At 42.0% G+C, this 19,674-nt stretch carries 17 protein-coding genes; 4 read left to right on the forward strand and 13 right to left on the reverse strand.

The window, feature by feature from the left end; all coding sequences use genetic code 11:
- Positions 1-13: 13 nt before the first annotated feature.
- A complete protein-coding gene (gene icd / locus MKZ10_RS13285) occupies positions 14-1,282 on the reverse strand; it encodes an NADP-dependent isocitrate dehydrogenase (RefSeq protein ID WP_342505423.1) in 1,269 nt (422 codons plus the stop codon).
- Positions 1,283-1,372: 90 nt separating this feature from the next.
- Positions 1,373-2,491: a citrate synthase gene (gene citZ / locus MKZ10_RS13290; RefSeq protein WP_342505424.1), complete on the reverse strand. Its 1,119-nt coding sequence runs from the start codon at positions 2,489-2,491 to the stop codon at positions 1,373-1,375.
- 178 nt (positions 2,492-2,669) lie between these two features.
- Here citZ and MKZ10_RS13295 point away from each other — a divergent pair, with 178 nt between their 5' ends.
- Positions 2,670-3,644, forward strand: a complete 975-nt coding sequence (locus tag MKZ10_RS13295) for an AI-2E family transporter (protein ID WP_342505425.1) — start codon at positions 2,670-2,672, stop codon at positions 3,642-3,644.
- Here MKZ10_RS13295 and MKZ10_RS13300 read toward each other — a convergent pair.
- The 8 genes from MKZ10_RS13300 to MKZ10_RS13335 all read right to left on the reverse strand — a co-directional run bounded on the left by MKZ10_RS13300 (position 3,634) and on the right by MKZ10_RS13335 (position 13,762).
- Positions 3,634-4,017 carry an FxsA family protein gene (locus tag MKZ10_RS13300; RefSeq protein WP_342505426.1) on the reverse strand — a complete coding sequence of 128 codons (384 nt, stop codon included), beginning with the start codon at positions 4,015-4,017 and terminating at the stop codon, positions 3,634-3,636. The genes MKZ10_RS13295 and MKZ10_RS13300 overlap by 11 nt on opposite strands.
- 204 nt (positions 4,018-4,221) lie before the next feature.
- The gene (pyk, locus tag MKZ10_RS13305; RefSeq protein WP_342505427.1) at positions 4,222-5,982 is read right to left on the reverse strand and encodes a pyruvate kinase; all 1,761 of its coding nucleotides are present in this window, start codon (positions 5,980-5,982) and stop codon (positions 4,222-4,224) included.
- 126 nt (positions 5,983-6,108) lie between these two features.
- A complete protein-coding gene (pfkA, locus tag MKZ10_RS13310; RefSeq protein WP_342505428.1) occupies positions 6,109-7,068 on the reverse strand; it encodes a 6-phosphofructokinase in 960 nt (319 codons plus the stop codon).
- A 74-nt stretch (positions 7,069-7,142) separates the two neighbouring features.
- Positions 7,143-8,096: an acetyl-CoA carboxylase carboxyltransferase subunit alpha gene (locus MKZ10_RS13315; protein ID WP_342505429.1), complete on the reverse strand. Its 954-nt coding sequence runs from the start codon at positions 8,094-8,096 to the stop codon at positions 7,143-7,145.
- Between the two features lies 1 nt (position 8,097).
- Entirely contained in the window at positions 8,098-8,940 is an 843-nt protein-coding gene (gene accD / locus MKZ10_RS13320; protein ID WP_342510202.1) for an acetyl-CoA carboxylase, carboxyltransferase subunit beta, read from the reverse strand.
- Entirely contained in the window at positions 8,930-9,613 is a 684-nt protein-coding gene (locus MKZ10_RS13325; RefSeq protein WP_342505430.1) for a GntR family transcriptional regulator, read from the reverse strand. Before MKZ10_RS13325 ends, accD begins: the two co-directional genes overlap by 11 nt.
- Positions 9,614-9,771: 158 nt before the next feature.
- Positions 9,772-12,804 carry a DNA polymerase III subunit alpha gene (gene dnaE, locus MKZ10_RS13330; protein WP_342505431.1) on the reverse strand — a complete coding sequence of 1,011 codons (3,033 nt, stop codon included), beginning with the start codon at positions 12,802-12,804 and terminating at the stop codon, positions 9,772-9,774.
- 22 nt (positions 12,805-12,826) lie between these two features.
- Positions 12,827-13,762: a bifunctional oligoribonuclease/PAP phosphatase NrnA gene (locus MKZ10_RS13335; protein ID WP_342505432.1), complete on the reverse strand. Its 936-nt coding sequence runs from the start codon at positions 13,760-13,762 to the stop codon at positions 12,827-12,829.
- 92 nt (positions 13,763-13,854) lie between these two features.
- On the opposite strand from MKZ10_RS13335, the gene MKZ10_RS13340 reads away from it, so the two are divergent.
- Positions 13,855-14,169: a YtpI family protein gene (locus MKZ10_RS13340; protein WP_342505433.1), complete on the forward strand. Its 315-nt coding sequence runs from the start codon at positions 13,855-13,857 to the stop codon at positions 14,167-14,169.
- A gap of 161 nt (positions 14,170-14,330) precedes the next feature.
- Here the strand turns inward: MKZ10_RS13340 and MKZ10_RS13345 are convergent, their stop codons facing one another.
- Positions 14,331-15,638 carry a DRTGG domain-containing protein gene (locus MKZ10_RS13345; protein WP_342505434.1) on the reverse strand — a complete coding sequence of 436 codons (1,308 nt, stop codon included), beginning with the start codon at positions 15,636-15,638 and terminating at the stop codon, positions 14,331-14,333.
- A gap of 220 nt (positions 15,639-15,858) precedes the next feature.
- A complete protein-coding gene (locus MKZ10_RS13350) occupies positions 15,859-16,539 on the reverse strand; it encodes a metal-dependent hydrolase (protein ID WP_342505435.1) in 681 nt (226 codons plus the stop codon).
- 105 nt (positions 16,540-16,644) lie between these two features.
- On the opposite strand from MKZ10_RS13350, the gene MKZ10_RS13355 reads away from it, so the two are divergent.
- Positions 16,645-17,742, forward strand: a complete 1,098-nt coding sequence (locus MKZ10_RS13355) for a Xaa-Pro peptidase family protein (RefSeq protein WP_342505436.1) — start codon at positions 16,645-16,647, stop codon at positions 17,740-17,742.
- A gap of 57 nt (positions 17,743-17,799) precedes the next feature.
- Here MKZ10_RS13355 and ald read toward each other — a convergent pair whose 3' ends face one another.
- Positions 17,800-18,918 carry an alanine dehydrogenase gene (gene ald / locus MKZ10_RS13360; protein ID WP_342505437.1) on the reverse strand — a complete coding sequence of 373 codons (1,119 nt, stop codon included), beginning with the start codon at positions 18,916-18,918 and terminating at the stop codon, positions 17,800-17,802.
- Between the two features lie 293 nt (positions 18,919-19,211).
- On the opposite strand from ald, the gene MKZ10_RS13365 reads away from it, so the two are divergent.
- Complete coding sequence (locus MKZ10_RS13365; protein ID WP_342505438.1) at positions 19,212-19,661, forward strand: universal stress protein; 450 nt, start codon at positions 19,212-19,214, stop codon at positions 19,659-19,661.
- Positions 19,662-19,674: the final 13 nt, after the last annotated feature.

Below are 19,674 nucleotides of genomic sequence, written 5' to 3' on the forward strand. Positions count from 1 at the left end.
TCCCCCTTCAACATTATAGGTTTTTGATCAATTCATTAGCAAATTCTGAAGCTTTTACTTCAGTAGCACCGTCCATTAGACGTGCAAAGTCGTAAGTAACAACTTTAGATGCAATTGTATGTTCAATTGAAGCTGTGATCATTGCTGCAGCTTCGTTCCATCCAAGGTGTTCAAGCATTAAAACACCTGAAAGAAGAACTGAAGATGGGTTTACTTTATCAAGACCTGCATATTTCGGTGCAGTACCGTGTGTTGCTTCAAAGATTGCATGGCCTGTATCGTAGTTAATGTTCGCACCAGGTGCGATACCGATTCCACCAACTTGTGCAGCAAGTGCATCAGAAATATAGTCACCATTCAAGTTCATTGTTGCAACAACATCAAACTCTTTTGGACGTGTCAAGATTTGTTGTAGGAAGATGTCAGCAATTGCATCTTTAACGATGATTTTGCCTGCTGCTTCAGCATCTGATTGAGCTTTGTTCGCGGCTTCTGTTCCTTCAGCTTCTTGAATTTTGTCATATTGGTTCCAAGTAAATACTTTATCGCCAAATTCTTGTTCAGCCACTTCATAGCCCCAGTTTTTGAACGCGCCTTCCGTGAACTTCATGATGTTACCTTTATGAACAAGCGTCAATGATTTGCGGCCTTCTTTGATGATGTAGTTAAGAGCAGCACGCACTAGACGTTTTGTACCATCTTCAGAAATCGGCTTAATACCGATTCCAGAAGTTTCTGGGAAACGGATATTTTTAACGCCCATTTCATTTTGCAAGAAATTAATCATTTTCTTAGCTTCCGGCGTACCTTCTTTGTATTCAATTCCTGCATAAATATCTTCTGTGTTTTCACGGAAAATAACCATATCACAGTCTTCTGGACGCTTAACGGGTGAAGGAACCCCTTCAAAGTAACGCACTGGACGTAAGCAAGTGTAAAGATCCAACTCTTGGCGAAGTGCAACGTTCAATGAACGGAAACCGCCACCGATTGGTGTTGTAAGAGGTCCTTTAATAGCGATCAAATACTCTTCGATTGTGTCAAGTGTTTCTTGTGGTAGCCATTCGCCCGTTTCGTTGAATGCTTTCTCTCCTGCAAGAACTTCTTTCCATACAAGTTTTTTCTTGCCGTCGTACGCTTTGTCTACAGCCGCTTCAAGTACACGTGATGCCGCATGCCAAATATCCGGTCCAGTACCGTCACCGATAATGAAAGGAATTGTTGCGTGATCTGGAACATTTAGTACACCGTTAGTTACTGTAATTTTTCCACCGTTAGTCATGAATAATTTCCTCCTAATTTCAAAATCATAGGGCTGACATATGAATACGCCGCCCCACAGTTAGTCAATACCTTACTGCTTCATTTCTTGTTATTTACGATCGTTAATCGGTACATATTTCTGCATACCCGGTCCAATATAGTCTGCACGTGGACGAATCAAACGATTGTTTGCATATTGCTCAAGAATGTGCGCAATCCAACCAGATACGCGGGAAACTGCAAAAATAGGTGTGAATAAATCATGATCGATATCAAGTGAATGGTATACCGATGCCGAATAGAAGTCTACGTTCGGTGGTAGATTCTTTTCACCCGTAACAATTGCTTCGATTTGATTTGACATATTGTAGTATTTCTCTTCACCGCGTAATGTTGTCAACTTTTTAGACATCGCACGTAGATGCTTCGCACGCGGGTCACCTTTACGGTATACACGATGCCCGAAGCCCATGATTTTTTCTTTGTTTGCTAGTTTTTCACGGATGTAAGGCTCTACATTTTCTTCAGAACCGATTTCCATTAACATTTTCATCACTTGCTCGTTTGCACCACCATGAAGTGGTCCTTTAAGTGCACCAATCGCAGCTGTTACGCCAGAGTACACATCGGAAAGTGTTGCAACACAGACACGCGCTGTGAACGTCGATGCATTTAATTCGTGGTCAGCATGAAGAACTAATGCTTTGTCGAATGCTTCGATTGCAATTGCTGCTGGTTCTTTACCAGAAAGCATGTAAAGGAAGTTTTCAGCATAACCAATACCCGCTTTTGGAGCAACTGGCTCAAGACCTTTACGAATACGAGCAAATGAAGTAACGATTGTCGCAATTTTAGCTTGAAGCTTAATCGCTTTTTCGTAGTTAGCTTCATCAGACATATCTTCAGCTTTATCATCGTATAATCCTAGAAGTGAGACAGCTGTACGAAGTGCCGCCATCGGATGTACTTCTTGGATTGGATACGTTTTAAAATGATTAAGTACTTCTTGAGGAACAGCCATATGATCTGCTAGCTGTTTTTTCAGTTCCGCAAGCTCATCCTCTTTTGGAAGACGTTGATGCCATAGAAGATAAATGACTTCTTCAAAACTGGCATTCTCTGCGAGATCGTCAATATCATAGCCGACATATGTAAGTGTGTCATCAATAATTGAACTGATTGCTGACTGTGTCGCTACGACTCCTTCCAACCCTTTGGTTGATGTCATATAAATCGCTCCTTCTTTCAGTGTAGCCGTTCATTCCTAAAAAAAGAAGGACGGCCAGTCTGCTAATAATAATATACTATCTAAAAACGCTTACAACGACCATTATAATCAATTTCGTCATCTTTGTGAATGGTTACGCTTATTTTTGTTTTTATATTTGTAAAAAGGGGGGAGATAAATGGCTACAAACCGCGACAAGCAACAGACTTTCCAATTAATATTATTTAAATGGCTACCTGTTATTATGACAGCAATTCTTTTCTTTTTTGTCCCTCCTGCTGCCATCGCAGTCATTATTGCCTATTTTACTGCACCCATTTTGGTGTCTTTACGCACCATGATAAAACTGCCTTTAACGATTGCAACACTATTCGTTATGACCCTAATCATATTCCTATTTAGTACATTTACCTTCGTCGCACTTCACGGATTAATGGACACGATTCCCGCTATTGAGCGTCATATTGCGCCGTTCACAAAAAATACCAATATCGCGGGGAAGCTATTCGTTTTTCTTGAAGATAAAGTTGTTCAATATGGACATGCCATACTGGAATATGCTGTCACAATGATTAGCATGATATTCCAACAGTTGTTTAGCCTTTTTATATTCCTTATCGCTTATTTCTTTGCACTTCGCGAATCTGGAAAAAATCGGTTTTGGTTTCTAGTCTATTTTCCCGCCAAAGTCCGCCAACCTGCAAAAAGGATGTTTACAAAAGCTGGGCAACTAATTGGCACGTTCATAGCCGTGGAAATGCGGCTATTCTTCCTCACCTTTTTAATTATCACCGCTGGGTTCTTCTTTCTTCGATTCACTTCACCCATTGGTATGGCGTTTTTAATTTCACTTGCAGACAGCCTTCCCTTTCTCGGAATTGGCTTGTTCCTGCTACCTATGGCAGCATTTTTCATCTATACAAATAATCTTTATGTTGGAATTACGCTTATTTTGCTCTATTTGTTTACGATGATTACCCGTCAAATGGCCGAATCATATATGTGGGCCTCCACGTTCCAATTAAAACCAATCCATGCGTTTTTCATTACTGCATGCTCAGTTTACTTATTCGGATTACCCGGCATTTTACTCACACCGTTTTTATTATTTGCCGCCCTGAAAATTAAACAACATCCCTTGTTCACATCATAATGATACGGCCATTTTTCATTTTGTTATAAATCCACTTTTGGATAAAAGGACGAATGAAGTTTCTCGGTCCTTTGAATAACAGCATTATCCCAACAATATCTGTTATAAAGCCAGGCATGATGAGCAAGATACCACCAAAAAAAATACAGACACTGTCAATCAGGGCATTCCCCGGTGTTTCCATTGTCGCCATTCGAGTTCTCAGCTCATTCCACGCTTTCATCCCTTGCCGTTTCGCCATGTAAGCACCACCTACACCTGTTAGTAGGATGATAGCAATCGTAGGGAAAAGACCTAGCGTTTTCCCTGAATAGATTAGCAAAGCGAGCTCCGCAGTTGGAATTGCAATAAAGGAAAGAATTAGCCATTTCATATTGTAGTCGACCTCCTAATTATCAATCACGCCTCAGCGTGATTGCGTCCAGATTTTGAATTGAGCTTGCTCAATTAACTCCTTTCAAAATCTGTGACATCCGCCGGTGGCTTTCACTTAATTCAGCAAATGTATTTGTGCTGAATTAAGTGAAAAGGCTGCTTACCGACCAATTCGGAAGCAGCCTTTACTAATTACTGATTATTACAGGACACTTGCATGTCCGTTATAAATCACACCAGATTCAGCATCCATTGTCACTTCGTTACCATGCTTAATCAGTTTTGTTGCATTTTCAACGCCTACAATAACAGGGATACCTAAACTAAGTCCTACGACTGCCGCATGACTAGTGAGTCCACCTTCTTCTGTAATGAGTCCAGCACACTTTTCAATAGCAGGCATCATATCCCGATCCGAACCAACTGTAACAAGAATAGCACCTGTTGTATCAAGCGCTAGTGCCTCTGCTGCATTTCTGGCAACAACCGTACGACCAAATGCAGTCGTTCTACCAATTCCTTGCCCGCGTGCAAGTTGATCGCCCACAACTTGAATTTTCATCAAGTTCGTCGTTCCAGCTTCACCGACTGGGACCCCGGCAGTAATAATCACTACATCACCATGACCAACATATTGATGCTTAATACTCTCTTCAACAGACTCCTGCAAAACCTCATCAATAGAAGTTACTTTTTTACCCACAATCGGATAGACGCCCCAAACAAGTGACAGTTTTCTTGAGCATAATTCAGTAGATGTCACCGCAATAACTGGGCAACCCGGACGGTATTTAGCAATCATCTTAGCTGTATGACCACTTTCGGTCGGTGCAAGAACTGCTTTCACTTTTAAGTTAATAGCTGTGTAGGCCGCTGCTTGCCCAATCGCATCTGTCATATTACCATGTTTTTCACGACGTCGAGTTGATACGACTGAACGATAGTCAATTGCATCTTCTGTTGTCGTAGCAATACGATCCATTGTGCGGACTGATTCAACTGGATACAAACCTGCCGCTGTTTCTCCCGACAACATAATAGCGTCGGAGCCATCCATAATGGCATTCGCAACGTCACTCGCTTCTGCACGTGTAGGACGCGGGTTACGTTGCATTGAATCGAGCATTTGTGTAGCAGTAATAACCGGTTTACCTGCCTGATTACATTTTTTAATAAGATCTTTCTGTACAATAGGTACTTCCTCTGCTGGAATTTCGACCCCAAGATCACCACGCGCAACCATTAAACCGTCAGACACATTAATGATTTCATCAATATTATCAACGCCTTCTTGGTTTTCAATTTTAGGAATAATTTGCAAATGAGCCCCGTCATTTGCTTCTAAGATTTCACGAATTTCCATGACATCAGAAGCACGTCGAACAAATGATGCTGCAATGAAATCGACACCTTCTTGAATCCCAAACAAAATATCTGCTGCATCCTTGTCTGTAATTCCAGGAAGCTGTACCGAAACACCCGGGACATTGACACCTTTTTTATTCTTTAATGTACCTGAATTGATAACAAGTGTCTGGATAAGCCCTTGCGCTTCATCTTTTCCTGTTACCTCTAATTGTATGAGTCCATCATCCAGTAAAATAACTGAGCCTACTTCAACATCTTCAATTAGTTTTTCATAGCTAACAGAGAATACGCTTTGATTCCCTTCGACTTCTTGCATAGAAATAGCAACATGTTGTCCCGTGACCAGATCAACTTCGCCATTTTTCATAGAATGTGTTCGGATTTCAGGGCCTTTTGTATCTAACAAAATACCGACCACTTTACCTTTTTCATGGGCCACTTTTCGAATCGTATCGATACGCGCCTTATGCTCTGCATGATCTCCATGTGAAAAATTCAACCTTGCAACATTCATCCCCGCGTCAATCAGTTGCCCTAATATTTCTGGTGACTCACTTGCAGGACCAATTGTACAAACTATTTTCGTCTTTCTCATCTATTCTCGCCCCTTTTCCAATGATAAAACCATTCAGATAGATCTTTTGAAATAAATTTTCCAAATAACGCTCGGTGCTTGGGAAAGTCTCCCGCGCATTGGTCACATAAAATTATTAGTTCTATATTAGATAGATAATTCTATTGAAAGCTTGTACATCTCTGATTTCCATTCATTCTTAGCTTCTACAACATCTTTTAATTCATACTCCACTATACCATTGTTTCTCATGCCTACAGCGACACCACCGCGGCCCTCTTTTAGGACCTCCACTGCTCTTGCACCGAATTGGCTGGCAATTACACGGTCACGCGCGGAAGGTGATCCACCTCTTTGAATATGGCCAAGTACTGAAATACGTGTATCAATACCCGCTTCCCGCTTCAACAAATCCGCTAGTTCTACTGCCGGCATAACTCCTTCGGCAACAATGATGATACTATGCTTCTTGCCACGGCCTGAGCCACTTTTCAGTCTTTCAATAATTGCTGGAACATCATATTTCTCTTCCGGTATTAAAATTGTTTCCGCACCGCCCGCAAGTCCTGCCCACAAAGCCAAGTCACCTGCGTCACGGCCCATCACTTCTACAATAAATGTCCGCTCATGTGATGAAGCTGTATCCCGAATTTTATCGATTGCATCAATGACCGTATTCAATGCAGTATCAAAGCCGATTGTAAAATCAGTTCCTTTAATATCGTTGTCAATCGTCGCTGGAACACCTACACAAGGAATACCAAGCTTCGTCAACTCAAAAGCACCTTGGAATGAACCGTCTCCACCAATGACAACAATTCCCTCAATACCATGTGCCTTCAATTGCTCGACAGCCTTGTCTCTTCCTTCTGGCGTCCGGAACTCCACGCTACGAGCAGAACGGAGCTTCGTTCCACCACGTTGAATAATATCACCAACAGAACCAAGCTCTAATAGCTCAATTTTCCCTTCAATCAGTCCCTGATAACCATTGTAAATACCCGCCACTTCGAACCCTTCGAAAATAGCCTTCCGAACAACCGCACGAACTGCCGCATTCATGCCCGGCGCGTCTCCTCCACTTGTCAAAACAGCAATCTTTTTCATTAAAATCGCTCCTCGTATATGTATAATTGGTTTTCCATTGAACACGAGTAGATGCGATTTCACACATCTACTCCCTAGCCAGAAAACACACCCATTTGTCTAAACTTATTGTAACGATCCTCAATAAGTCCATCACCGTCAAGTGTCCCTAACTTTTCCAAAGAAGCACGAATGGCATCCCCGATATAGCTAGCCTGCATTTGTAGATCACGATGTGCACCACCCAGTACCTCTGGAATAATATCATCAATAATGCCCATTTCCTTTAAATGAGGTGCCGTAATTTTCATCGCTTCAGCAGCCTGTTTGGCAAGACTTGAATCTTTCCAAAGAATTGAAGCCGCACCCTCGGGAGAAATAACAGAATAAGTCGAATGCTCCAGCATGTGAATATGATTCGCTACACCAAGTGCTAGCGCACCACCACTTCCACCTTCCCCAATGACAATCGAAATAACCGGCACTGTCAATCCTGCCATTTCAACTAAATTACGTGCAATCGCTTCACTTTGTCCACGCTCCTCAGCAGCTTTACCTGGGTATGCGCCTTTCGTATCGATGAAACAAATAATCGGACGCCCGAATTTCTCTGCCTGCTTCATTAGACGTAACGCTTTGCGATAGCCTTCTGGATGAGGCATTCCGAAATTCCTTTTAACATTTTCTTTCGTATCTTTTCCACGCTGATGACCGATAATTGTTATCGCAGCTTTTTCAAATGAGGCAATTCCCCCCACTATAGCCGCATCATCACCGAATGTCCGATCCCCATGCAACTGCATGAAACCTTCAAATAACTCATTTATATAATCCAACGTCGTGGGACGTTCTGGGTGTCTGGCAACTTGAACACGGTCCCACGGTTCCATATTACCATAAATATCTGCCTCTAGGCTCGCTAAACGTGTTTTTAGTGTGCCTATCTCTTCAGATAAATCTACTGTGTTCGTCTCTGTAAATTCTTCAAGTTCTTTGATCTTTTCACGAAGTCTGACGATTGGTTCTTCGAATGCTAACGTTTTACTCATCTCACTTCGCCTCCTTCGTATGAAGTCGAGCAATTTTAGCCAATGTATTTTTCATATCATTACGATGAACAACCGCATCCAGTTGTCCATGATCCAACAAAAACTCAGCCGTTTGGAAGTCTTCCGGTAACTTCTCCCTAACTGTTTGTTCAATAACTCGTCGACCAGCAAACCCAATAAGCGCTTTCGGCTCTGCGATATTAATATCACCTACGGATGCAAAGCTAGCCGACACACCGCCCGTTGTTGGATAGGTCATGACAGAAATATATAGCAAGCCTTTCGTAGCATGGCGATTCAGTGCAACACTCGTTTTCGCCATTTGCATAAGCGATAATACACCTTCTTGCATACGAGCACCGCCACTCGCCGAAAAGATAATCATTGGAATACCAAGCATTGTTGCCTTTTCAATCGCACGTGTAATTTTCTCACCGACAACTGAGCCCATTGATCCCATGCGGAAATGGGCATCCATAATCGCAACGGCTACTTCATAGCCATCAATTTTCCCAGTTCCTGTTAAGACTGCTTCATTTAGCCCTGTTTTCTTAGCATCCGATTCAATCTTTTCCGTATACGCTGGAAATTGGAGTGGATTTTCAGTTTTCAGATGATTGTCGATGGACTCAAAAGTGCCTTCATCAAATAAGCAATCTACACGCTCTGCCGCCGTCATTTTTAAGTGATGATCACATTTCGGGCAAACCTTTAATGTTTTCATTAAATCCTTTGTTAAAATAATATTTTTACATTGCGGACATTTTGTCATAATTCCTTCAGGCACATCATTTTTTGCATCATCAGAAGGTATCGTTATCGGATGCCTTTTTTTATTTTTCATGAATATATCGCGAATCATTACTATTTTCCCCTCTTTCACCTTCAACTAGTTCTATCCATTTCGAATAGGCTTGCAACGCATTCAATTCATCACCATCGAGCACATTTTGAAGCAGACCTTTTACGATGTTATTTTCATCGGCTGCTGTCATTTCACCGTAAGGGACCTTACTATATTGTTTCAATAAAAACCAGATTTTAAGCGACAATCTATTGCCAGTCGCAACAATCATTTCACGAATGAGATCCTCTCGAAGAATTTGCCCATCTGTTTCAATTTTAACGAGTAAACTTTCCCATACAGGCAAACTGCGTAGTGACCTATCCCTACATACTAACATTAGCGCAGCTGTTTCGTGAATCTGTCTTGTTTCTTGCACATCAATGAGTGATTTCGGTTGCTGCATGATAAATGCGGCCAGTACTTCAACAAGCTGATGCTTTTGGAAATCGACGAGAAACGTCCCTTCTCCACGACGTGTTTCAATCAATCCAAGCAGCTCCAAACTACGCAACGCTTCGCGGATTGTCGATCTTCCGGCTTGTAGACGTTCCACCAATTCTCGCTCTGATGGTAGTTTTCCACCCGTTTTAATGCCCTCTTCTTTAATAATTGTTCTAAGTTCACCGACAATATCGAGGAACATCTTCGATGACGGTTTTGGATTTTGCATACATGAACCCCTCTGGATAATGAAATAAACAAATGAAACAAAAAGTGGTCAGACCACTTCTTTCTATAGCATACAGAAAAGAGGGCGTGGCGTAAAGTGAAAGATGGGAACTTCCCAATTCTAAAAAGAGGCTTGTCTTTATTGCACAAGCCCCTTTGTTATTCTTTTAACTGTTGCACAATTATTTGCGGCTTCCCTCTGTGACGTTCCACAGTCCCTAGCAGTTGAATAATGGTCATTTCAACTAACCGGTTAACCGAGGATGCATATTGTCTCGGGAAAAAGGTACACGAAATATCTGCCGTTTCATCTTGGATGGTGACAAATGCCATCGCTTCTCCTTTCTTCGTCCGAATTAGTTTAATATCTGTAATGAGGCCAGCAATTTTCACTTGCTCACGATCCTTAGCGCTAGCTAACGTTGCAATCGCGTTAAATTCTTCGCCTGCTGCTCTTTTTACTTCTGTAACAGGGTGATCCGAAAGATAGAAGCCAAGCACCTCTTTTTCAGATTCAAGTATTTCCATACGCTCCTGATCGTTAGCAGGCGAATACTTCGGACTAGCTTCCCCGCCAAATAACTGGTGACTGATTGCCCCTTTGATAGATGCGAGTAGTACCGACCGCGATTGTCCAAAATCATCGAGTGCCCCCGCTTTAATGAGAGGAAGGATTGCCTTCTCTGTAAAGGCTTCCACCCCAAGTCCATCTGCCATATCAAATAAAGTTCTCCAGCTCCCATTGGACTTCCTTGCCTCTTTAAGTGCCCCGAAAAAAACAGGGGTAACACCTTTAATGGCTCCTAACCCCATCCGAATTGCTCCGTTTTCCACGGTGTACATATATCGACTCTTCTTGACAGACGGCGGAAGAATTTTGACACCATGCGCCTCCGATTCACGCAGTAGCTCCATCGTTTTATGATTGTTACCTGTCATCGTTGACAGCAACGCCGCATAAAAATAGGCTGGTTCATTAGCCTTCAAATAAGCAAGCCTGTACGAAATAAGCGAGTATGCTACTGCATGGCTTTTTGGAAATCCATAATCTGCAAATTTAACAATCAAATCATATACTGCGACAGCTACATTTTCCGGAAACCCATTGTTTACTGCACTTTGCGTAAAATGCGCACGTTCTTTTTGAAGAATATCTCGATTTTTCTTACTAATGGCCCTTCTCAACAAATCGGCCTCACCCATCGTAAATCCCGCGATTCGAACTGCGATTTGCATAATTTGTTCCTGATAAATAATGACGCCATAGGTTTCTTTCAACACCGTTTCCAGCTGTGGATGAAGATACGTGACGCTCTCGCTACCACTTTTCCTGCGGCTATATAGTGGAATATGATCCATCGGACCCGGACGATACAACGCATTAATAGCAAAAATATCATTAAACGACGTCGGCTGAATAAGTCGTAACGCTTCCCTCATCCCCTCCGATTCAAACTGAAAAATCCCCGTCATATCACCTTTTCGAAACAGTTCAAATGTTTTTTCGTCATCGAGTGGGATTGCCTCAAAATCCAAGCGCATACGCTGATCATAGTCAATCATTGAGCGAATTCGATCCAATAAAGTCAAATTGCGCAAGCCTAGAAAATCCATTTTCAATAACCCTTGCGCTTCAACATCTCCCATTGGCCATTGCGTGAGGTAAATATCATCTCCCCCACTTTGTAACGGCACAACCTCCACGAGTGGCACAGGCGATAAAATAACACCCGCCGCATGTGTCGATGCATTTCGGGGTAGCCCTTCAATCAGCGATGCCGCCTCCAACCATTTACTACGTTCAGGATCTATAGCCATCCAGTCACGTAGTACCTTCGATTGGACAACAGCTTCCTCCAAAGTCCCCTCATGTCGATTCGGAATCTCCTTCGAAAGAAAAGCCATTTCTTCATTCGAAAAATCAAATACACGTGCCACATTACGCGCAACAGATCTGGCAGATAGAGTACCAAATGTAATAATTTGTGCCACATGTGTTTTACCATATTTCTGTGCGACATAATCAATTACTTCAGTACGACGGTTATCGGCAAAATCAATATCAATATCAGGCATTGTAATACGGTCTGGATTTAAAAACCTTTCAAATAATAATCCATATTTAAGAGGGTCAACATCTGTAATGCCAAGTGCAAAGGCTACAAGCGAGCCTGCTGAAGACCCTCGACCCGGCCCGGTTAGGATGTGATTATCCTTCGCATAGCGCATGAAATCTTCAACAATGAGGAAATAATCTGCGAAGCCCATGCTACTTATGACCGTTATTTCATAGCGTAGACGTTCCATATAAGCTTCTGTTACTGTTCCAAGCCTTCGTTGCAAACCTGCGATGCTATTTTTGTTTAATAAAGAGGTAGCTGTTTCTCCTGTCGGAACGGGAAATATCGGCATAAGCGACTTGCTTGGAGGTAAACTAACTTCACAGGCTAAGAGCAGTTCGGACATATTTCCAAGCCAGTGTGGTCTATCTGCAAACCATTCGACAAGCTCACTTTCTTCTGGAACATAGGCAGCTTGCTGCATGACGGTCGGTCTTGCTGGATCATTCAGCTTATACCCTGTTCGAATTGCATCCGCAACTTCATAGGCAAAAGCATCCTCCTGCATAAGATAGCGAGCTTCATGGACAGCTACAATCATTGTCAGTTCCAGTTCTGCAATTGCTTCAATTGCTTCTTCTTCAGAATGCTTAACACCCCCAGAACGGCTTATTCCAATCACAATTTGCGATTTTCCACAATTCGCCAGCAGTTGTTGAAATACATCTGTCGTACGTAATCCATTCCACGAAATATCCGTTAGTGGACAAACGATGATACATCCTGAGCTATAGGCCTTTAACCATTGTAACGGTAGTGTTTCGGAGTCTCTGACAGCTACGGCGCTACTCATTTTCAACAAATTATGGTAGCCCTCATCATCCTTCGCATATATGTATAGCAAAACGGCTTCTGTCTCGCTGACTTCCACAAAAATAGATAATCCAATAACCGGACGAATTCCATACTTCGTCATCACTTTATAAAATGAACGTACTCCATATAATTTAGAGTTGACGATAGCAACAGAGCTAGCCCCTCTCCTCTGTAGAAGTGGGGCTAGTCGATCGAGTTTTATAATACCGCGCAAAAGATCTGCGCCAGTTACTACTTGCGGATAGACAAGTCTCAACGCAATCCCTCCGCTCGTTTTTTTACTTACATAATTGTGTTAGCTTTGCAATGACTACGTCTGCTTCTTCCCATGAATGGACTGATGCGCCAGAAGCCAGCGGATGACCCCCGCCTCCAAACTCAGCTGCCAATTGGTTAATAACAGGACCTTTCGAACGTAATCTCACACGTATCTGGTCTTCTTCTTCAATGAAAATAACCCATGCACAAATTCCTTTGACATCCCCAAGTGCTCCTACAAGCTGAGATGTATCAGAAGCCGTCACATTAAATCGATCCAATATCGCCTTGTCTATTTTGACGAATGCCGCCCCGTTCTCATCCATTTGGAAGTTTTGATACATAAAGCCTTTTAAATGCAGCAGCTCTCGATTCACTTCATACATTCCTGCAAACAACTCTGTTCGATTAAAATCGTATTTAATCAAATCACTCGCAACTTCAAACGTATGTACCTTCGTACTTGGGAACATAAAGCGTCCCGTGTCTCCGACAATTCCCGCAAACAACAATCTAGCCGCTACAGTCGTCATATTCCATCCATACTCTGCCTGGCCGATCACAAATAATGAATGGATCATTTCTGAAGTTGAACTTGATTCTGTGTTCACCCATTTCACATCACCATAAGGATCTGCATCTGGATGATGGTCAATTTTCATTAGTAAATCGCCTTTTGTATAAAATTCGCCATCAATTCGTCCCGTATTGCCTGTATCTGTGACAATCACAAGAGCACCTTCATATAATGCTTCGTCTACCTGGTCAGGAAGTGCTAAGTATGTAAGTGACTCTTCATGTGCGCCTGCCGCATACACTTGCTTCGATGGATAATTGGCTTGTATTAACTCCTTCAAGCCCATTTGAGATCCGTAAGCATCTGGATCTGGTCTTACATGACGGTGAATGATAATTTTGTCGTACTTTTCAATTGTGTCAATGATTTGTCTTTTCAAGTCCGATTCCTCCAGGTCTCGATTGATTCGAGTCGCATTTCGTTCTAAAAGCCGCTACAATATAAGGAGTTTGTATTTTATGGAGGGCTTTTATGTTAAATTTCATTTTAGTATTTCTTATTATTGCTTCTTTTGTCTTTTATTTTTATTTTAAAACGCGGCAATTCAGAACAAAATCTGTCTTCCCCATCCGCAAAAAAATGTTTGCCAGTATGGCCGGTTCATCTCTAGGTACTCTCCTATTGTTTTTTGGAATCAATCAACTTATCCTATTTAGCGGCATTGTGACATACGTAATCGCAGCTCTATTCATCGGATTAGGCGCTTATGTCGCGATTTTCAATTTCAAAGCATATAAACATTATCTAAGCTTCGTAGATGAAGAAAATAAGTTGAACAAAAACTGATGCGCTTTACGTGCATCAGTTTTTGACTTTAATCAGCAAAAGAAGTGTACTTTTGCTGATTAAAGTCAAGCCTCCGGCGGATGTCACAGATTTTGAAAGGAGTTAACGAAGCTCGTTTCAAAATCTGGACGCAATTACGCCGAGGCGTAATTGATCTAACATTAACGCTCAAACAATTGGTACATGAACACAGCCTTTGCGACAAATTCACCTTCCGATAAAATATCGAAATCTACTTTGACAAACCGTCTGCTTATTTGCAAAATACGCGGTTCTACGATGACGACACTACCTAGTTGGACGTGCTTTATAAAGTACAATGTCATATTTTCTGGAACACTTTCCCCACGCTTACGCATTTTGATGGCTCGATTCCCGGCTTCTGTCAATAACGTCGTCAATGCGCCATAGGACAACGAACCAAACTGGTTTGTCATTTGCGGAATAACTGTAAATTCTACAGTCATTTTCTGATCTGCCGAGCTTTTCATTTGGTTTTTTACGATATCATCAATGGTCTCACCTTGCTGTGGCTGCCGATGTGTCATTTGGAATGCCTTCAACACATCCTGCCTGCTAATAATACCTGCAAGCATTCCTGCATCCGTCACAACTGGCATGAGGTCGATACCTTCCCAAATCATACTATGCCCCGCTGATGCTACACTTGTCTTACCTGTAACCGTAATCGGATGGCGTGTCATCACTTTCTCAATCAATTCTTCATTCGATTTACCAATGGCATCACGTGACGTAATAATACCTACGAGTTTACCGTTTTTTTCAATAACGGGATAGCCTGAGTGGGACGTCTGGCGGTTCACTTCATTGAAATGAGTAACCTTATCCTTCGTTGATAATGTGATTGTTTTCGCTAACGGGGTCAAAATATCTTCTACAAGCAAAATTTCCTTTTCAATCAACTGATCGTAAATCGCTCGATTCAGCATTGTCGCTACAGTAAATGTGTCGTAGCTTGTTGAAATAACCGGTAACTCCAGTTCATCCGCTAATTTTTTCACATCATCTGATGCGTCAAAACCACCTGTAACGAGCACCGCAGCACCTGCTAATAAAGCTGTTTCATGTGCTTTCAAGCGATTTCCTACAATTAGTAGACTACCTGCGTCGATATAGCGCATCATATCATCCAGTTGCATCGCACCAATGACAAACTTGGTCAACGTTTTATGTAAGCCCCCACGTCCCCCAAGCACAAGGCCATCGACAATATTTAGCACTTCTGCAAATGTTAGCCGCTCAATATTGTCTTTCTTTTTCTTTTCGATACGAATTGTCCCCACGCGTTCAATTGTATTGACGAGTTTTTGGTTTTCCGCCTCTTTTATAGCTCGGTATGCCGTTCCTTCGCTGACATTTAGCGCACGGGCTACTTGGCGAACAGATATTTTTTCGCCGACAGCAAGCCCCTCAATATGCTGTAATATTAACTCATGCTTCGTCGCCATGTTTTCACCTTTTCCTATCATGACTTTACAGCCATTCTACCACAAAAGGGAAAGAAAAGCGCTAGATGCTTGTAGGCTAGGGAGTGAATAGAGTTGAAAATCAATCACGCCCCGGGCAAGAGTTTGAACACCCACTGAATTACAAATCTATTTCGCATTCATCTCGCTACCTATCAGTACAAACACATTTGCTGAATGAATTTAAAATCCCAATAATTGTTCAAGATTCGAACGACTCGCCAACCCGCATAATTTTCACTGTATGATTAGTGACAAGCTTTTTAAAAACTTCTGGATTCTGCTTAATGGGCGGAAATGTGTCGAAGTGAATCGGAACCGTTACTTGCGGATTCAGCAATTCCACAGCATAAGCTGCGTCCTCGGGTCCCATTGTAAAGTTATCGCCAATCGGCAAGAAAGCTACATCAATCGGATGACGTTTGCCAATCATTTGCATATCACCAAAGAGTGCTGTATCCCCTGCATGATAAATTGTTTTCTCTTCCACTGTCAGTAAAATACCCGCTGGCATCCCTGTATAGACGATATCATTATCCTCCGTCTCGTAGGATGAACTATGAAACGCTTGCGTAAATTTCACTGTCCCAAAATCAAAGGTACACGCTCCGCCAATACCCATGCCGTGCGTTTTCACACCCTGATTTTCAAGATAGTTAGCAAGTTCAAAGGTCGCAATAACGAGTGCATCACTTGCTTTAGCAATGGCTACTGTATCACCAACATGGTCATTATGGCCATGTGTCAGCAATATAATATTCGGCTTTTCATCACTAACAACTAGGTCCGTCAGCTTATTTCCGGTAATGAACGGATCAATAAGAATGGTATTGTTGCCTGTTATTATTTTTACAACGGAATGTCCGTGATATGAAATTCGCATCAAAAATACCTCCTTCATTTTTATCCATAGATATAATTTTCGTTATTCAACCCAAAAACCCTCTTTTTTGATATGATTATGTTATATAAAAAGGAGGTCATTAAAGTGAGTAAAGTGAAAGAAATTCAACAATATCTGCACAAAGAGAATATCGATGCTGCTTTTATTACAACACCTGACAATGTCTTTTACATTACAGGATTTCACAGTAATCCCCACGAACGATTATTAGGGGTTATGGTGTTCAAGGATGCCGAACCTTTCATCATCTGTCCATTGATGGAAGTGCCTGACGTCAAGGCGGCTGGGTGGTCTTTTGAAGCAGTTGGACATGAAGATACGCAAGATGCATGGGATGTCGTGATGTCGGCTATTCGTAGTCGTGGTGATCTTCCTGTTACTGTCGCTATTGAAAAAGCACATTTGACCGTGGAACGCTTCGAGCGAATGGGACAACTATTGCCAAATACGACATTCAGTCGACTCGATGAACAGTTAAATACTATGCGAAATATTAAGAGTGAGGACGAGCTGATTAATTTACGAAAAGCAGCAGAGCTAGCTGATTATGCAATTACAGTTGGCTGCAAAGAAATTGCTGAAGGTAAGACCGAGTTAGAAATACTGATGGCGATTGAGTTTGAGATGAAAAGAAAAGGTGCCGAGAAAATGTCATTCGATACGATGGTACTATCTGGACCGAAAACAGCTTCTCCACATGGCACACCAGGAGATCGTAAAATTCAGCAGGGGGATTTCATCTTATTTGACCTTGGTGTCGTCTATAACGGCTATTGTTCCGATATTACCCGAACAGTTGCTTTTGGCGAGCCAACTGAAAAAATGCGTGAAGTTTACGAAACCGTTAGACAAGCCGAACAGGCTGCAATTGATAAAGTACGACCGGGTGTCCGGGCTTTTGAAATTGATAAAGCTGCAAGGGATGTCATTGATGAGGCAGGTTATGGAGAATATTTCACACACCGCGTTGGTCACGGGTTAGGAATTTCAGTGCATGAATTCCCATCAATTACGGGGACTAATGAGCTTGAGCTTGAAGAAGGGATGGTCTTTACCATTGAACCAGGTATTTATCATCCAGCGATCACAGGTGTTCGAATCGAAGATGATGTTGTCGTTACTGCGAATGGCGTTGAAGTATTGACGAAGTTCCCGAAAGAATTACAAATTATTCAACCGTAAAAATAGGGAAAGGCTGTCCACGCGAGTTCGCGGACAGCCTTTTTCTTATAAATCAAGTTAACGGTTGAGTAATGTTTCAGCCGTTACATAGTCAATGCCTTGGTCATCTGCTACAGCTTTGTACGTTACATGTCCCTCTAATGTATTAATACCTTTTTGTAGAGCTAAATTATCTAAACATGCTTGTTTATAACCTTTGTTAGCAATTTGCAATGCGTAAGGCACAGTGACGTTTGTAAGTGCCATTGTCGAAGTTTGCGGAACAGCCCCTGGCATATTTGCCACTGCATAGTGAACAATACCATGTTTTTCGTATGTTGGATTATCATGTGTTGTGACACGGTCTGATGTTGCAAAAATTCCCCCTTGATCAATAGCGATATCAACAAGTACAGAGCCTGATTTCATCGACTTCACCATATCTTCTGACACTAATTTCGGCGCTTTTGCTCCTGGAATTAGAACCGCACCGACAACAAGGTCTGAATTTTTCACAGATTCAGCGATATTGAATGGATTAGAAACCAGTGTTTGAATATCATTGCCGAAGATTTCATCTAAATAACGCAGACGGTCTACTGACAGATCTAGCACGGTTACCTTTGCTCCCATACCCACTGCAACTCGTGCTGCATTTGCTCCTGCTTGTCCTCCACCAATAATCGTTACTTGGCCGCGGGAAACGCCTGGTACACCGCCTAATAAAATTCCTTTACCACCGTTCGTCTGTTGCAAATATTGTGCGCCAATCTGTGTAGCCATACGTCCTGCCACTTCGCTCATTGGTGCAAGAAGAGGCAAGGTATTATTCGGAAGTTGAACAGTTTCGTAAGCAATCCCAATAACCTTTTTAGCAAGTAGCGCATTTGTCAGTTCCACTTCAGGCGCAAGATGCAAGTAAGTGAATAGAATAAGCCCTTCACGGAAAAAGCCGTACTCTGAAGTAATTGGCTCTTTTACCTTCATCACCATATCGGTATCCCATGCTTGTTCCGCAGTCGCAACGATTTGCGCACCCGATGCAATATACTGCTCATCTGTAAAGCTTGAACCGAGACCAGCCCCTGTTTCGATGAAGACTTCGTGTCCAGCTGATTTTAGAGTAAAAACTCCTGCCGGTGTCATCGCGACACGGTTTTCATTGTTCTTAATTTCTTTTGGAACCCCAATACGCATTGTTCTTCCCCCTAGAAAATGATTATTTCGTTGGCTACACGTTAACTTGCTGTGTAATCCAATGTTTACTTTATTCTATCAGATAGAAAATCATTTCGCTCTATTTTTCAATATTCGCAGAATACTCAATCACACGGTTGTGCCACTCTCCTGACAAGTACCATTTATCGACAAAGTATGTAACAAAATTGTGATAACTAAACGATTCATAATAATTTATTTTATAGATTAAAAGGATTTCCGATTTTATTATCGAAGTAGTTATTATACCAATTAAGAATGGAGTGGTTTCTATGACATTAGTATACAAACAAATTCTTGTTGCGGTGGACGGATCAAAAGAATCAGAATGGGCTTTTAAAAAGGCTGTTGCTATTGCAGATCGTAACGATGCGACTTTGAACTTGATAAATATTATTGACACACGTTCCTACGCGGCTGTTGAAGCCTATGACCGATCAATTGCAGAACGGGCGCAAAAATTTGCGGAAGAGCTATTGAACGATTATAAAGTGGAGGCCGAAAAAGCGGGAGTACAAAATGTCAATATCATAGTCGAGTACGGTTCGCCTAAAACAATGATTTCACGCGATTTGTCGAAAAAGCTACAAGCAGACCTTATCATTTGTGGGGCAACAGGATTGAATGCAGTTGAACGCTTCCTCATTGGTAGTGTCTCTGAAAATATTGTCCGCTCTGCAAAATGTGATGTGCTTGTTGTACGTACAGCCGAAGAAGCGTAATGAAAAAATGAAA

The organism is Sporosarcina sp. FSL K6-2383, from assembly GCF_038618305.1.
Classification (GTDB): Bacteria; Bacillota; Bacilli; order Bacillales_A; family Planococcaceae; genus Sporosarcina.

Excerpts from the sequence above, each read along its gene's own strand:
- icd (WP_342505423.1), bottom strand. The coding sequence starts at position 1,282 with ATGACTAACGGTGGAAAAATTACAGTAACTAACGGTGTACTAAATGTT.
- citZ (WP_342505424.1), bottom strand. The coding sequence starts at position 2,491 with ATGACATCAACCAAAGGGTTGGAAGGAGTCGTAGCGACACAGTCAGCA.
- MKZ10_RS13295 (WP_342505425.1), top strand. The coding sequence starts at position 2,670 with ATGGCTACAAACCGCGACAAGCAACAGACTTTCCAATTAATATTATTT.
- MKZ10_RS13300 (WP_342505426.1), bottom strand. The coding sequence starts at position 4,017 with ATGAAATGGCTAATTCTTTCCTTTATTGCAATTCCAACTGCGGAGCTC.
- pyk (WP_342505427.1), bottom strand. The coding sequence starts at position 5,982 with ATGAGAAAGACGAAAATAGTTTGTACAATTGGTCCTGCAAGTGAGTCA.
- pfkA (WP_342505428.1), bottom strand. The coding sequence starts at position 7,068 with ATGAAAAAGATTGCTGTTTTGACAAGTGGAGGAGACGCGCCGGGCATG.
- MKZ10_RS13315 (WP_342505429.1), bottom strand. The coding sequence starts at position 8,096 with ATGAGTAAAACGTTAGCATTCGAAGAACCAATCGTCAGACTTCGTGAA.
- accD (WP_342510202.1), bottom strand. The coding sequence starts at position 8,940 with ATGAAAAATAAAAAAAGGCATCCGATAACGATACCTTCTGATGATGCA.
- MKZ10_RS13325 (WP_342505430.1), bottom strand. The coding sequence starts at position 9,613 with ATGCAAAATCCAAAACCGTCATCGAAGATGTTCCTCGATATTGTCGGT.
- MKZ10_RS13340 (WP_342505433.1), top strand. The coding sequence starts at position 13,855 with ATGTTAAATTTCATTTTAGTATTTCTTATTATTGCTTCTTTTGTCTTT.
- MKZ10_RS13345 (WP_342505434.1), bottom strand. The coding sequence starts at position 15,638 with ATGGCGACGAAGCATGAGTTAATATTACAGCATATTGAGGGGCTTGCT.
- MKZ10_RS13350 (WP_342505435.1), bottom strand. The coding sequence starts at position 16,539 with ATGCGAATTTCATATCACGGACATTCCGTTGTAAAAATAATAACAGGC.
- ald (WP_342505437.1), bottom strand. The coding sequence starts at position 18,918 with ATGCGTATTGGGGTTCCAAAAGAAATTAAGAACAATGAAAACCGTGTC.
- MKZ10_RS13365 (WP_342505438.1), top strand. The coding sequence starts at position 19,212 with ATGACATTAGTATACAAACAAATTCTTGTTGCGGTGGACGGATCAAAA.